Below are 14,291 nucleotides of genomic sequence, written 5' to 3'. Positions count from 1 at the left end.
TTCTGGATATTGAATCCGAATACCACAATATGAAAAACCGCATACGCGATAAAGGACATGATAAAGTTCGCAATAATGCCCGAAAGCGAAACCAATACATTATCGCGGCACGGATGCTTGAAATTACGCGAGTTGATGGGTACAGGTTTTGCCCAGCCAAAGCGGAACAACAAAAGGCATATCGTACCGATCGGGTCAAGGTGCTTTAAGGGATCCATCGTCATACGCCCCAAGTTGCGCGCAGTAGGATCGCCGCATTTGTAAGCGGCAAACGCATGCGCCGCCTCATGTACAGAAAGCGCAAGCAAAACAGCTGGTATGCTGTACAGGAGCATCATCCAATAATATGGATTGGAAAAGTTTGAAAACATTAATTAACCTCATTTCGTTTCTGTTGTCGTACCCCGCGCAAACAGATCGTCTTATTTTAACATGCTTTTGTGGTAGCCGTAAAGGTTACCCGATCTTCTCCACAACGCCGTCGATGAGGGCACGCATCTTTCCTGCAACCATTTTTCCCGCTTCAATCACTTCTTCCATCGTCAGCGCATGTTTGGCAACACCGGCCGCAAGATTGCTGATACACGAAATCGCCGCGGTCTTTGCCCCTGCGTGCGAAGCGGCGACTACCTCATGTACGGTAGACATTCCCACCGCGTCCGCACCAAGCGTACGCAGTGCACGTATTTCGGCGGGCGTTTCGTAAGACGGTCCTACCATGTATCCGTAAATGCCATGCTGCACATCGATACCGTTTTCCTTTGCGCTCTCGTCGATCAAATTCCGAAGCTCTTTTGCATAAGCAAACGACATATCAGGGAATCTCGGCCCTAAGTCTTCGATATTGGGGCCGGTAAGCGCGTTATGCGCCGAAAAGTTGATATGATCCTCGACCACCATCAAGTCTCCTGCGGAAAAATCCGTATTGATCCCGCCTGCGGCATTGGTAAGTAGCACATACTTGGCGCCCATCATCAAAATCGTGCGCAGCGGTATTACCGTTTCTGCCGCCGTATATCCTTCATAGCAATGAAAGCGCCCCGCAAACAGTGCAACACATTTGCCTTTCTTGCAGCCAAACGTCAACTTGCTAGCGTGTCCGGGCGCTGTAGATACGGGAAACCCCGGGATGGAGGCATAATCAAACTCCATCACTACCTCGTCAAGTGTATCTGCATAATCACCCAGACCGGAACCAAGTACAATGGCGATTTCCGGTTTGAAATCAGTTTTCGATTCGATATAACTTTTTGCAACGTTCAGTTTTTCTTTCATTGTTTTCTCCTCATTCGTCCTGCAACCTAAGCTTGTCTGCCAGTGTCGCAATAAATTCTCCGTTTGTCGGTTTGCCTTTGTCAGAGCTGACTGTATACCCAAAATAAGTATTGAATGCGTCAGGGTCTCCCCTAGTCGCAGCAGTCTCGATCGCATGCCTGATGTTGCGTTCCACACAGGAACTCTGCGTGCTGTGCTTTTCCGCAAGCACCTGATAAATATTTTTATTGATCGCTTTCGTTTTGCTGAAATCCATACAGACGATGTAGAGCGCATCGCGCAGCAACTTGTATCCCTGCACGTTTGCCGGAATACCCAGCCGTTTTAAGGACACGGAAATCCTACTGTACAAAAGCTGGTTCACCCCCACCTCGGCCTGGCGGTTCATTTCCCGAAAATCCGCCGCCTCCAATATCCGCGACACAAATACATCGCGAATGTATGGCTTCACAAATAAATAATTTGCGTTTAGCTCAAAGGCCTTCTTGATGATCAGTTCCTGATTCATCGACGTCAATACGATCTTAATAATATCCGATTCGAGCATATGCTCCATCAGTGCAAACCCGTCATAGCCCGGCATGATCGCCTCCACCAGTACAAGATCAGGATTATACTGATCGTACAGCGTAATTGCGTTGCTCCCGTCTGTCGTAGACAAAAAGGACTCAGATACGCCGTCCAGCATCTCTTTGATCTGCATGACATATTTTCTGCTTTGTTCTACTATCAAGGTGCGTTTGAATCTCGCCAAAAGATACCTCCGTCAGTTTCCGGGCAACGCAGCCTTAAAACGCGCCGCATTCTGTATCAAATCCTGTGCATACTTTTGCGAGCTTTCTGATTGCAGCCCGCCGGACAGTCTTGAAACCTCGGCTGTCTTTTGCTCTTCGCAAAGCCGCGTCACATCCGTGTTCGTCACGCCGTTTTCCGTATGCTTACTGATCAAATAATTTTCGTCTCCCATTGCTGCGATCTGCGGCAGATGCGAGACGCAGATCACCTGTCTCTCCTGCGCGATCGAAGCCATTTTTTCCGCTACTGTCAGCGCCATTTTCCCGCTGATCCCCGTATCGATCTCGTCAAAGATCAGGGTCGAGATATGATCCATACCGGCAGAAAGGTTTTTGAACGCCAGCATGATACGCGAGATTTCTCCGCCCGACGCGGTCTTGCTCAGCGGCTTTAACGGTTCGCCGGCATTTGTCGATATCATAAATTCCATATCGTCTATCCCGTTTCGCGTATACACAGCGTCGTCTATGCCTTTTAACGGCTGGAATCGCACCTCAAAGCGTGCATCAGGCATGCCGAGGTCACGTAATTCCGCAAGAAGCTTCTCCCCCAGCCTCTCCGCTGCTTGTTTACGCGCATCGGAAAGCGTCTTGTAACAAGCATATAATCGCTGCTTAAGCTGTACGATCTCCTGCATAAGCTCTGCCGCCAGCTTCTCGGCATTTTGAAGCTCATACAGCTTATCTTCCGCATTCCTGCAAAATGCAAGAATTTCATCTTCGTCAGCGCCATATTTGCGCTTTAACGAATGGATCAGGTCTAAGCGCTGTTCGATTTCTTCCTGCCGCTGTTCATCAAAGGAAACACTATCCGCAAGACTGCGCATGTCATGTGCACATTCCTCAACTGCATATACATTGTCCTGCAATTTCTCCGTCAGCGCCCGGTACTGCTCATCATAATGAGAAATTTCCGTCAGACGGGCAACGACCTCCTGCAACATGGAAAGCACGCTCGCGCTTTCGTCCCCGCCCGCATAAAGCGCTTCATATCCGGAGGCCAGCGATTGTGCGATCGCTTGCGCATGCACAAGCTTTTCCCGCTCCTCCTTGAGTGAATCATTTTCTCCGGGCTTCAGTCCTGCATCTTCGATTTCCTTGATCTGGAAAGCAAGCAAATCAACGCTTTGCGCCCTGTCTCTTTCGTCTCCCCCGATGGATGAAAGGCGCTTTTTTGCTTCCTTTAACCGGTCATACAGCCCACTTATCTCCTGCTTGACCGGCGTGATCGTTTCTTTTCCGAAGCTATCAACAAAATCCAGATGGCTTTTCGCGTATAACAGCGATTGATGCTGATGCTGTCCGTGCAGGTCAATGATATGGTCGGTAAATTCCTTGAGTACCGCAAGGCTCACTACGATCCCATTGATACGGCATACATTTTTCCCAGTAACGGAAAGATCCCTCGACAGGATCAATTCATCGTCTGCATCCAGCTCATTTCGTTCAAATATATCGCCAAGCGCAGCAGAATTGATGTGTAAAACAGCTTCCACATATGCCTTTTCCCTGTCGTGGCGAATCAGTTCTTTGTCGGCACGCTCCCCTAATACCAGGTTCATAGAATCAACAACAATAGACTTGCCTGCGCCCGTCTCGCCCGACAGCACATTCAAGCCTTTGCCAAATTCAATATGCAATTCATCAATCAATGCAATGTTTTTGATTGTAAGAGTGCGTATCATAACTGTTCCGCTTTCTTATTTGTTGATGATCTTCATTAACTTTCCTGCGATCTCCTCGGAAGCCTGCTGCGAATCCGTCGCCACAAAAATCGTATTATCGCCCGCGAGCGTGCCCATGATCCCGTTAAAGTGGAGACTGTCTATCACTTCGGCAGCAGCATTTGCGCTCCCCGAAAGCGTTTTGATCACAAGCAGGTTGGATGCAAAATCGATCGACACTACTGTATCCTTAAAGATGCGCATCAATATATCAAGGTCGTTCGTTTTATGCTTCTTGTTCACTGCATATTTATACGCACCGGAATTTGCCTGTACCTTGATCAGCTGCAGTTCCTTGATATCGCGGGATATGGTAGCCTGTGTCACCTTAAAACCCGATTCATTGAGCTTTGTGACCAACTCCTCCTGCGTCTCGATCTCGTTATTATCGATCATATCCAGGATCTTGTTCTGCCGTTTTGATTTCATATCGACACTCCTACTTTTTTGTGATGCTCCACTGAGCCAGTTTATCTTTCAGTTGCGGAAAAAAGTGATTTTTATTGAACCGTATAAATTGCGTCACAAGCTTCGAACGGTAAATCGTCACATCTTCCCCTTCCGGAATATGTACGATTTCCTGCCCGTCTGCCGTAAGTGTAACATTTTCTTCCCCTGCAAACGGCGCAACTTTTACAACATCACTGAATTTTGCGATGATGCTGCGGGCATACAGCGAATGCGGACAGATCGGCGTGACCAGCATACAATTCACATTGGGCGCGACGATCGGCCCTCCCGCGGAAAGTGAATATGCCGTAGAACCGGTGGGCGTCGATACGATCAGTCCGTCGCCATTATAGAGTTCCGCCAAAGAATCGTTGATGTATAAATCGAACTTGACCATATGGGTTCGATTCTCCTTTGAGATGATCACATCATTTAAAGCAAGCAATGGTTCTTCTAAATGTGACAGGCGCGCCTCAAGCATCATACGCTCGTCGATCAGGTATTCGTCATTCATGACCTTCACAATGGCGGCGTCGATATCGTCTACGCCGATCTCGCTCATAAATCCGAGATGACCGATGTTTATGCCGAGAAACTTGGTTCCGCATTCCACATATTTACGCGCAGCACGCAAGATCGTGCCATCTCCACCCAGCACAAAAAGCACATCTGCATGTCTTGCATCTTCAAAATCGGCAATGCCGAGCATAATAGCTGTTTCTTTATCGTAACAAACCATGCATTCATGCCGCTTCAGCGCATCAATGACCAAGCGTGTTACCCGAAGACCAGGATCTTTTTGTTCGTTTGTATAAACGCCAAATTTCAATGCAAAAACCCCATTTTCATTATAAGTATACTAACCATTAGTATACACCAAAAATGCATAGATATTCAAGAAAATACGGAAGAAATTTACAAAACCTACAGACAGTCGTGTGAGAGCGCAACAATGCGCCGCACATCTTCCCCGCTGATTGCGCCATCTTCATTTTGTTTGTCAAACAGCGCAAGATATTCGATGTTTCCATTCGGTCCCTTGATGGGCGAATAGGTCAGATTGCGTATCATAAGACCGTTTTGTGCGGCCTTTTTGATCACATTACAAATCACATTTTCGTGTACGGAGGCATCCCGTACCACGCCTTTTTTTCCAACATACTCTTTTCCCGCTTCAAACTGCGGTTTGATAAGCGCCACCACCTGTAAGGCAGCCGCCCCTACGCGCAACACCGCCGGAAAAATGAGCCCCAGGGAAATAAACGACACGTCTATGCTCACAAAATCAACAGGTTTTTCCTGTGCTTCAAGATAACGGGCATTGGTGCGTTCCATCAACTTCACACGCACATCGTTGCGCAACGCCCAATCAAACTCTCCATATCCCACATCCACCGCATATACAAAGGATGCTCCCTTTTTGAGCATACAGTCCGTAAAACCTCCTGTAGAGGCGCCGATATCCATACACACTTTCCCCTGTAAGTCGAGACAAAATTCCTCCATCGCTTTTTCAAGCTTGAGGCCGCCTCTGCTGACATATGGGCAATGGTCCTTCCCGACAACGATCGGTGTGTCCTCTTCAAACGTGTCAGAAGGCGATTTCACAAGGTTTCCGCCAACTGTGATTTCTCCTGCGATCACTAGCGTTTTTGCTTTCTCACGGCTTTTGGCAAGGCCTTTTTCATAAAGCAATACATCAATTCTCTTTTTCATTGTTTTTTCCCTTTTTAAAGCTGAAAAAGTGCGCCATACTGCCGATCATCATAACGATATCCTTGTTCTTTTTGAGCGCGATCCCCTTGCCCCATGCCTTGCCTGCGACCGTAATCGCCGCGATCAACGCCGAAACGGCAATAGAGATCACAATATCCGGCAGCGGCATTTGAAAGACGAGCGCTTTGAGTGTAATCGCCGCACCTGCCGCGCCACTGACGATGCCGCAAATATCACCAATGACGTCGTTACAGAAATTAGATACCACATCCGCATTTTTGAGCATCTTAAGCGCATAATGCGCCTTGGTATTTTTGCGCGCCGACATAGCGATGAATGGCGATTGATCGCAGCTTGCGAACGCCACGCCGACAATATCAAAAATAATACCTATTACAATCAGCGCAATAAGAACGCCAATCGAAGCAAGCAGCGAAAGATTGGAAATAAAATATTCCGCAGCGACGGATACGCCTGCGGAAATAAATAACGTAATAAAAAATATTTTGATTGCCCAATATTTTATGACTTTCATCGCTTCTCCGTTATAAAAAATATGGTGGTGACAATAAGGGTAGACCTTGCAGTATATGGTCCGGTAGGATTTCCCCGCAGTCTGCTCCCCGTCGCCGAAAGGAGTGGTTACCCTTTGGAGTCTGCGGTGCAGTGTTACCCGCTGCACGACCGGATTGCCTGTTCAAACCACACTATAATCCCCTTATTGCCTGAAATACAGTCTAGGAGCTTTCCTCGACAGCACAAATCCAATTTCTAGTCTCTTTTGCCGGTATGGTTTTTTACAGTCATGATCTTCTAAGACCCGTACGCGATCCATAAAAGATCCTCGTTCTGCTTTTCCACCATACCAACGCAAGACAGGCTACTCTGTACACAGCTTATTACCGCATAACAGGTTACACCCTGTCCAGTAATGAAAAGGTCTCACCACCGCAACAGGTCTCCGCGAAAGCTGGGTCAACGCCCATATGCCCTTATGGATCGCCCTTCTTTCTTAACTCCCAGCACCAGCCCCCGACGGGGCGTCAGCGGCCAGCACCAGAAACTTCATCGATGTGCCCTGTAGCGGATTTTTAGGCCCGCCTTCGAAATCGGCAGTACCGACTAGAATACTGCACCACCATAAAAACTATTTCTTCGTTTCTTTTTCCTTTTCTTCTTCAGCAGGTTCTTCCTCCGGCAGATCGGCATATTCGCCCAGCTTATATGCCTTCAAAATCTCCTGCTTGATCGTTTCGGCGATTTCCGGGTTGGCCTCCAGATATTGCCGTACATTATCACGTCCCTGGCCGACCTGTTCGCCGTTATACGAAAACCACGAACCGGATTTCACAATGATCCCCAGCTGCGTCGCCAAATTCAAAATACTTGCTGATTCGCTGATGCCTGCGCCGTAGTATATCTCAAATTCAGCCGTCTTAAACGGCGGAGCCACCTTATTTTTTACTACCTTGATGCGGGTACGGTTACCAATCATCTGATCTGCGACCTTGATCGTTTCGATGCGGCGCACATCAAGACGTACCGAGGCATAGAACTTCAATGCCTTACCGCCTGTCGTCGTTTCCGGGCTGCCGAACATTACGCCGATCTTTTCACGCAGCTGGTTGATAAAAACAGCGATCGTATTAGAACGATTGATCACGCCCGCAAGCTTACGCAGTGCCTGCGACATCAGTCTTGCCTGCGCACCCACATGGGAATCTCCCATCAATCCCTCGATCTCGGACTTTGGTACGAGCGCCGCAACCGAGTCGATAACGATGATATCAATCGCCCCGCTGCGCGTAAGCGCTTCTGTGATCTCCAGCGCTTCTTCACCTGTGCTTGGCTGCGAGACATACAGATTGTCGATGTCAACGCCGAGGTTTTTAGCATACACCGGATCGAGTGCGTGCTCTGCATCAATAAATGCCGCCGCACCGCCCTGCTTTTGTACTTCTGCAATCATATGCAGCGCTACCGTCGTCTTACCGGAAGATTCAGGGCCGTATATTTCGACGATCCTGCCACGAGGGATACCGCCTATTCCAAGCGCAATATCGAGCTCCAAACATCCCGTCGGCACAACGGATATATTCATGTTCTTCGCGGCCTCACCGAGCTTCATGACCGCGCCTTTTCCGAATTGCTTTTCAATTTGTGCAAGCGCTACGTCTAATGCTTTATCTTTTTCCATGTTTTTAATTCCTTTCTGTTTCCCATCAATCTCTCAGTACTTTTGCGTTTTTCACCATATATTCGATACACGAGTAAACAGCCAGAGCTGCGCTCACCCAAATCAATATCGTTCCGATCGAGACCGGCACGAACATAAACGGCCAGTCGTTCAATAAAAGCAAAATGATCGCTACAAACTGGACTACCGTTTTTAGTTTGCCTGACATATCCGCCGCAATGACCACGCCCTTAGACGCCGCAAGCGAGCGAACCCCGCCGATGATCAGCTCTCTTGATACGATGATCAGCACAGGGATCATCGCGACCCTGCCCCAGCTCATCAACACAAGCAACGCCGCAAGCACCAGTAATTTGTCCGCGATCGGGTCCCACAGCTTACCAAAATTCGATACCTGATTGTACTTACGCGCGAGGTATCCGTCCAGCCAGTCTGTGAATGCCGCTACAATAAATATTATAGCAGCATAGATGTTCCAATCCGGTACATTGATGAAATAAAATAACACAAAAAAAGGGATCAGTATCATCCGTAGCAAAGTCAATATGTTAGGTGCGTTCCATTTCATTGTTCAAGCTCCCCTGCGCAATCATAACTGTACGCTTTTGTAATCTTCACGTTATAATAGTTTCCTACTTCCAGTTCCTGTTCTGTTTCTATAAAAATCTTGCCGTCAACGTCCGGCGCCTCCGCATAAGAACGTCCATAATACGCCCCTGTGTGGTCATCTTTTCCTTCCACAAGCACTTCATACACTTTGCCCACGCGCTTTTGATTCAAATCAAGCGAGATCGAGGATTGCACATTGAGTACGGCATCCTTGCGGAATTCCTTTTCTTCTTCATCGATTTGGTCAGGCATTGCAGCGGCAGGCGTGTTTTCTTCCTGCGAATAGGTGAAAACGCCCATCCTGTCAAACTGTAATTTCTTCATCGTACTGTAAAGATGCACGACATTATCCCGCGTTTCTCCGGGGAACCCGACGATCACTGTAGATCGGATCACAAAATCCGCCGCAGCCTCGCGAATTTTTCGCACCACTTCACAGGTGGATTCACGCGTATTTCTTCTGTTCATCGGTTTCAGCACCTCATTATCGAGGTGCTGCACCGGGATATCAATGTACTTCACAATAGTATCGTGCCGCATCATCACATCAAGCAGCTCATCCGTTACCCCGTTTGGATAACTGTATAGAATACGCAGCCATTTAACGCCGTCGATTTGCGCCGCTTCGTCCATCAACTTTGCAAGATTTATGTCTTCTTCCAGATCATTTCCATAATTGGTCGTATCCTGTGCGATCAGGATAATCTCAGAAAACCCATCCTTTGTAAGCGATCGAATCTCGTCCAATATCGCCTGCGGCTTACGGCTCTGATAACTTCCCCTGATCGAGGGAATCACACAATAACTACAGCAGTTGTCACAGCCTTCTGCGATCCGGACATAGGCAGTCGGCGCAACCGTAGTCACGACCCGCTCATGGTATGTCTCGTCAATTGTCGCATCCGCATATTTGGTAAAATGACCGCCTTGTACGACTTCTTCTATCGCCTCAGCAATGTCCTTGTACGCAGCAGTACCCAAAAACGCATCGACCCTAGGAAGCGTTTCCGAAAGCTCTTCACGAAAGCGCTGCGGCAGGCATCCCGTAACAACGATTCCCTTTACATTGCCAAACTTTTTCTGTTGCTCCGCTTCGAGGATCGTATTGATCGATTCTTCCTTCGCCTCATCGGTAAAGGCACAGGTGTTGATGAGCATAATATCTGCCTGCGCAATATCCTGCACAAACACATAATCCTCTTTGAGCTGTGCAAGCATCAGCTCTGTGTCCATTCTGTTTTTTGCACATCCCAGCGAAATTACGCCAATCTTTACTGCCATATTACTCTTCCTCTCCCTGAGGGGACACGACCCTGTCGAATTCTTCCTTGGTGATCAGTACCTGTCGTGGTTTGCTGCCGTCCATAGGTGAAATATAACCGTTCTCCTCCAGTTGATCGATCAGCCGTGCTGCGCGCGCATACCCGATCCTAAGCCGTCTTTGCAGCATAGAAGTAGACGCCTGATCATACTCCATTACCACTTCAAGCGCCTTTACAAACAACTCATCTGTCTGTTCCTGTCCGGCGATCGGCGATGCGGATTCCTTGGATATCCCATCCAATACGCGCGTATCATAATCAGCTGTCGTACGCTCTTTTAAGAAGGTCGTAACAGCTTCCACTTCCTTATCCGAAATAAAGCATCCCTGCAGGCGCACCGGCTTGGGCGCACCAGAAGGATAAAACAGCATATCGCCTTGTCCCAGCAGTTTTTCCGCACCCGCCATATCGAGGATCGTACGTGAATCGACCTGCGAGGATACTGCAAACGCAACCCTTGACGGGATATTTGCTTTGATAATACCGGTAATGACGTCCACTGAGGGGCGCTGCGTCGCAATCACCAGATGGATGCCGCTCGCACGTCCAAGCTGGGCGATTCGGCAAATCGCATCCTCTACCTCGCCCGGCGCGACCATCATGAGGTCGGCGAGCTCGTCTATGATAACAAGGATATGCGGCAGCTTTTCCTGTTCTTCCGCCAGCATGATCTCGTTATACTTTTTCAGGTCTTTTGCGCCCTTTGCCGCAAACATGCGATAGCGCATCGTCATTTCATTGACAGCCCAGTTGATCGCAGAGGCGGCCTTTTTGGGATCTGTAACAACAGGGACCAGTAAATGCGGAATGTCGTTGAAGACATTAAGCTCGACCACTTTAGGGTCGATCATGATCATCTTTACATCCTCCGGTGCAGAATGATAGAGGATGCTGATAATAAGCGAATTGATACATACGCTTTTTCCGGAGCCTGTTGCCCCCGCGATCAGCAAATGCGGCATACGCGCAATATCTGCGTATACGTTCGTTCCCGCGATATCTTTTCCCAATGCAAACGCAATCGGGCTTTTCAGCTTTTTAAAATCATCCGCTCCTACAAGCTCGCGCAGACCGACCGAGCTCGTTTCCGTGTTCGGAATCTCGATCCCTACCACAGGCTTGCCCGGCACAGGCGCTTCGATACGCACATCCCGCGCCGCAAGGTTCATTGCAATATCATCAGCAAGATTGACGATCTTACTGACTTTGATCCCAGGCGCAGGCTGCACCTCATAGCGGGTGACAACCGGCCCGCGGCTCACATTGACTACCTTCGCGCTGACATGGAAGCTCGCAAGCGTATTTTCAAGAATCTCAACATTCTTTCGCAAATCAGAAGCCGACGTACGAGTACCCGCGCTCTGCGGAACCGTCAACAGATTCAGCGGCGGTTTTACATATTTGGATGTATTTTGTTTTGGCGGCGTCATCAGGTTTGTCGCCCTCGCCCCCGCAGCAGCGGCGACTGCAGATGTATTCGCTTTCCCTACGATCGGCGTAGGCTGCGTTACCTCGATCCTGCGTCGTCCACGCGTCTCTGTGGGCGTATCATCGTCAAAATTAATATCCGTATCCGAAAATACTTTTCTGTATTCATCCGGATTATAGTCTGCAAACTCGTCATTTTCAGGCATATCTTGCATGATCTGTTCCGGTGGAATCTGAAAATCATCCATGCCTTCGATCTGCATATCAAACTCGTTTTCCAATTCAGGCTCTAAAAATGCCGCTTCCTGCGCAGCGTTCAGATTCTCTACATAGAGCAGTTTTTGTTCCCTGCGTTCTTCCGCACGTATCCGGTATTCATCATAACTCGTCTTGACAGCAGTGCCAAGGTTGGTGCTCATTTTCTTAATGGAAAGATTTGTAAGTGCCAGAACACACGCCGCCGTGCCGGTGATAAACACAATATAGCTTCCAACCAAACTTAAGAACCTGTATGTCCAGTACGTAAGCAGCGAACCGATCGCCCCTGCACCCACAACATTTGCAGAACCCGCATCATACGAGCTCTTTACAAACTCCGGGAAGGTGTTTCCTGTCTTGAAAATATCTTCGATCGCAAAAAGATGTACCAATGAAAATACAAAAAATACAGCAAGCGCCATCAAAACAAGCTTACTGGTATTTGGATATTTTTTACGGGCTGCAATAAACAGTACGCCAATCACACCAAGGATCACAGGCACAACATACCCTACTACGCCGCACAAACCAAAAATAAGGCCTTTGATCATATCACCAAAGACACTGCCTACGCTGAAATATATGGTGATCGCGGCAAAGACCGCCAAGCCGATAATAACGATACCGATTATCTCACCAGTTTTTGAAGTGTTTTTTTTCTTTTTCTTCTTGCGCGTTGTTGCCATCATTACCCCTCAAAAGCCAATAAACCTGATACTATATTATAGCACCGAAGCAAATTTTTTTCAAATTTGTGCGCCGGAAAGCTTCACAATACTTTTCAATGACGCTTCATCAGAAATACTACCCACTCCTGTTAACGTCAAATGGCTTAAATCGATGCAGTAATCAGCAACTTCCATCACTTCATCATATGTTACATCTTCTATCATCTTAAGAACTTCCTCGTCCGAATAGACGCTTCCTGTCAAAAGCAAGGCCTTGCCGATCGCGCTCATCTTAGACGATGTGCTTTCCAGAGACAATATCATACTTCCCTTCAACTGCTCTTTGCTTTGCAGGAATTCGTCCTGCGTGATACCGTCCTTTTTAACGATAGTCAATTCGTTCAAAATCATTTCTGTTACTTTTTCCGCATTACCGGCCATCGTTCCCGCATAAACGCCATACATTCCGGTATCGCGGTAAAGCGCCGGGTATGTGAACACAGAATAAGCCATACCCATCTCTTCCCTGATTTTCTGGAACAAACGGGAGCTCATGGAGCCGCCCACAACATTATTCAATATATTGAGCGCGAAACGTTTCTTATCCCTGATATTGAAGCACGGCATGCCCATGCACAGATGTACCTGTTCGATCTCACGTTTGTTGACCTGAAATCCGCTCTGCGCGGAAAACCCGCCGCAATCAGAAAACGCCGGCAGTTCCAACGTATTCTTATTCACGTCGACCAGATGCCGCTCAAGCGAGTCTTTCAGCGTCTGTTCGTCAAAATTTCCCGCTACCGCTACTACGATATTCGAAGCGGTATAATAGCGCTGCATATACGAAACAAGGTCGTCCCTCGAAAAGCGCTTAATGTTTTCCGGTGGTCCGATGATCGTCTTTGAAAGCGAGCAGCCTTCGAAAAAGGCGCTCGAAATCAAATCCATTGCAGCGTCCTCCGGATTATCATTGCTCATGGCGATCTCTTCTAAGACCACACCTTTTTCTTTTTCCAGCTCTGTCGCGTCCAGCGTTGCATTACAGAACAAATCTGTCAGAATTTCAAGACCTGCATCCAGTTTTTCGTCGATTACCTTGATATAGTAGCAGGTACATTCCTTAGAAGTAAATGCGTTGATCTGCCCGCCGATATTATCTACATCGACCGCGATCTGCTTTGCCGTGCGCTTTTTCGTACCTTTGAAAAGCATATGCTCGATCAGGTGGGAAATTCCGTTCTCTTCCGGCGATTCTGTAACAGACCCCGCCCCTACCCAAATGCCAACGGTTACCGAATGGAAGTTCGGCAGTTGTTCGGCGATCAGCGACACACCGCTTGTAAGTTTTTCATTGATAAATACTGTATTCATATTGTTACATACTCCTTGTAATAAAAAAGCCGGTAAAACCGGCTTTTTTACCAATTGCTTTGTTATTGCTGGTCTTCAGCCTTTACGCCCTTATGCGTCAAGTTGATCCTGCCCTGCTTATCGATCTCAACGACCTTTACAAGCAGCTCGTCTCCGATGTTGCACACATCCTCGACTTTCTTTATAAACTCATTGGAGAGGTTCGATATCCGGCACATACCTTCCTTGCCGGGAGCCAGCTCCACAAACGCTCCAAAGCTCATGATCCGTGTTACCTTACCGTTGAATATCTCGCCAACCTTAACATCTTTAACGATTGTTTCGATGATCTTCCGCGCTTTTGCAGCGGCTTCATCGTCGGGCGTCAGTATAGAAACGCTTCCATCGTCCTCAATGTCGATCTTCACGCCAGTGTCTTCAATGATCTTGTTGATCACCTTGCCACCCGCACCGATGACCTCACGAATCTTATCCGGATC

General features: G+C 48.0%; 13 protein-coding genes and 1 pseudogene. All 14 read right to left on the bottom strand.

What is annotated here, in order from left to right; translation table 11 throughout:
• A pseudogene (locus VB081_RS05395) lies at positions 1 to 371 on the bottom strand (site-2 protease family protein); the annotation flags it as partial.
• Positions 372 to 456: 85 nt separating this feature from the next.
• Positions 457 to 1,275: a purine-nucleoside phosphorylase gene (locus tag VB081_RS05390; RefSeq protein ID WP_323399814.1), complete on the bottom strand. Its 819-nt coding sequence runs from the start codon at positions 1,273 to 1,275 to the stop codon at positions 457 to 459.
• Positions 1,276 to 1,285: 10 nt separating this feature from the next.
• A complete protein-coding gene (locus VB081_RS05385) occupies positions 1,286 to 2,029 on the bottom strand; it encodes a sporulation initiation factor Spo0A C-terminal domain-containing protein (protein ID WP_323399813.1) in 744 nt (247 codons plus the stop codon).
• Positions 2,030 to 2,041: 12 nt separating this feature from the next.
• Positions 2,042 to 3,754 (bottom strand): DNA repair protein RecN, encoded by a 1,713-nt coding sequence (gene recN, locus VB081_RS05380; protein WP_323399812.1) that lies wholly within the window; start codon positions 3,752 to 3,754, stop codon positions 2,042 to 2,044.
• A 15-nt stretch (positions 3,755 to 3,769) separates the two neighbouring features.
• Positions 3,770 to 4,222 (bottom strand): arginine repressor, encoded by a 453-nt coding sequence (locus VB081_RS05375; RefSeq protein ID WP_323399811.1) that lies wholly within the window; start codon positions 4,220 to 4,222, stop codon positions 3,770 to 3,772.
• Positions 4,223 to 4,232: 10 nt separating this feature from the next.
• Complete coding sequence (locus tag VB081_RS05370; protein ID WP_323399810.1) at positions 4,233 to 4,982, bottom strand: NAD(+)/NADH kinase; 750 nt, start codon at positions 4,980 to 4,982, stop codon at positions 4,233 to 4,235.
• 185 nt (positions 4,983 to 5,167) lie between these two features.
• Complete coding sequence (locus VB081_RS05365) at positions 5,168 to 5,959, bottom strand: TlyA family RNA methyltransferase (protein WP_323399809.1); 792 nt, start codon at positions 5,957 to 5,959, stop codon at positions 5,168 to 5,170.
• A complete protein-coding gene (locus VB081_RS05360) occupies positions 5,943 to 6,494 on the bottom strand; it encodes a hypothetical protein (protein WP_323399808.1) in 552 nt (183 codons plus the stop codon). Before VB081_RS05360 ends, VB081_RS05365 begins: the two co-directional genes overlap by 17 nt.
• A gap of 612 nt (positions 6,495 to 7,106) precedes the next feature.
• Positions 7,107 to 8,156 (bottom strand): recombinase RecA, encoded by a 1,050-nt coding sequence (gene recA / locus VB081_RS05355; RefSeq protein WP_323399807.1) that lies wholly within the window; start codon positions 8,154 to 8,156, stop codon positions 7,107 to 7,109.
• 25 nt (positions 8,157 to 8,181) lie between these two features.
• Positions 8,182 to 8,724 (bottom strand): CDP-diacylglycerol--glycerol-3-phosphate 3-phosphatidyltransferase, encoded by a 543-nt coding sequence (gene pgsA, locus VB081_RS05350; protein ID WP_323399806.1) that lies wholly within the window; start codon positions 8,722 to 8,724, stop codon positions 8,182 to 8,184.
• Positions 8,721 to 10,046 carry a 30S ribosomal protein S12 methylthiotransferase RimO gene (rimO, locus tag VB081_RS05345; RefSeq protein ID WP_323399805.1) on the bottom strand — a complete coding sequence of 442 codons (1,326 nt, stop codon included), beginning with the start codon at positions 10,044 to 10,046 and terminating at the stop codon, positions 8,721 to 8,723. The genes pgsA and rimO overlap by 4 nt, the downstream gene beginning before the upstream one ends.
• Before the next feature lies 1 nt (position 10,047).
• Positions 10,048 to 12,462, bottom strand: coding sequence for an FtsK/SpoIIIE family DNA translocase (locus VB081_RS05340; protein ID WP_323399804.1), 2,415 nt, complete (start codon positions 12,460 to 12,462; stop codon positions 10,048 to 10,050).
• A 57-nt stretch (positions 12,463 to 12,519) separates the two neighbouring features.
• A complete protein-coding gene (locus VB081_RS05335; RefSeq protein ID WP_323399803.1) occupies positions 12,520 to 13,812 on the bottom strand; it encodes a M16 family metallopeptidase in 1,293 nt (430 codons plus the stop codon).
• 62 nt (positions 13,813 to 13,874) lie between these two features.
• Positions 13,875 to 14,291 (bottom strand): S1 RNA-binding domain-containing protein (locus VB081_RS05330; RefSeq protein ID WP_323399802.1); only part of this gene is annotated, 417 nt, incomplete at its 5' end.

Origin of the sequence: Christensenella sp. (genome assembly GCF_034927525.1) — a bacterium.
Classification (GTDB): domain Bacteria; phylum Bacillota; class Clostridia; order Christensenellales; family Christensenellaceae; genus Christensenella.
The sequence above is the reverse complement of the archived record's forward strand: the minus strand, read 5'-3'. Positions and strand labels throughout refer to the sequence as shown.

Coding starts and splice junctions, on each gene's coding strand:
- VB081_RS05335 (WP_323399803.1), bottom strand. CDS start 13,812: ATGAATACAGTATTTATCAATGAAAAACTTACAAGCGGTGTGTCGCTG.
- VB081_RS05370 (WP_323399810.1), bottom strand. CDS start 4,982: ATGGTTTGTTACGATAAAGAAACAGCTATTATGCTCGGCATTGCCGAT.
- VB081_RS05360 (WP_323399808.1), bottom strand. CDS start 6,494: ATGAAAGTCATAAAATATTGGGCAATCAAAATATTTTTTATTACGTTA.
- pgsA (WP_323399806.1), bottom strand. CDS start 8,724: ATGAAATGGAACGCACCTAACATATTGACTTTGCTACGGATGATACTG.
- VB081_RS05365 (WP_323399809.1), bottom strand. CDS start 5,959: ATGAAAAAGAGAATTGATGTATTGCTTTATGAAAAAGGCCTTGCCAAA.
- VB081_RS05390 (WP_323399814.1), bottom strand. CDS start 1,275: ATGAAAGAAAAACTGAACGTTGCAAAAAGTTATATCGAATCGAAAACT.
- rimO (WP_323399805.1), bottom strand. CDS start 10,046: ATGGCAGTAAAGATTGGCGTAATTTCGCTGGGATGTGCAAAAAACAGA.
- VB081_RS05340 (WP_323399804.1), bottom strand. CDS start 12,462: ATGATGGCAACAACGCGCAAGAAGAAAAAGAAAAAAAACACTTCAAAA.
- VB081_RS05375 (WP_323399811.1), bottom strand. CDS start 4,222: ATGAAATCAAAACGGCAGAACAAGATCCTGGATATGATCGATAATAAC.
- recA (WP_323399807.1), bottom strand. CDS start 8,156: ATGGAAAAAGATAAAGCATTAGACGTAGCGCTTGCACAAATTGAAAAG.
- recN (WP_323399812.1), bottom strand. CDS start 3,754: ATGATACGCACTCTTACAATCAAAAACATTGCATTGATTGATGAATTG.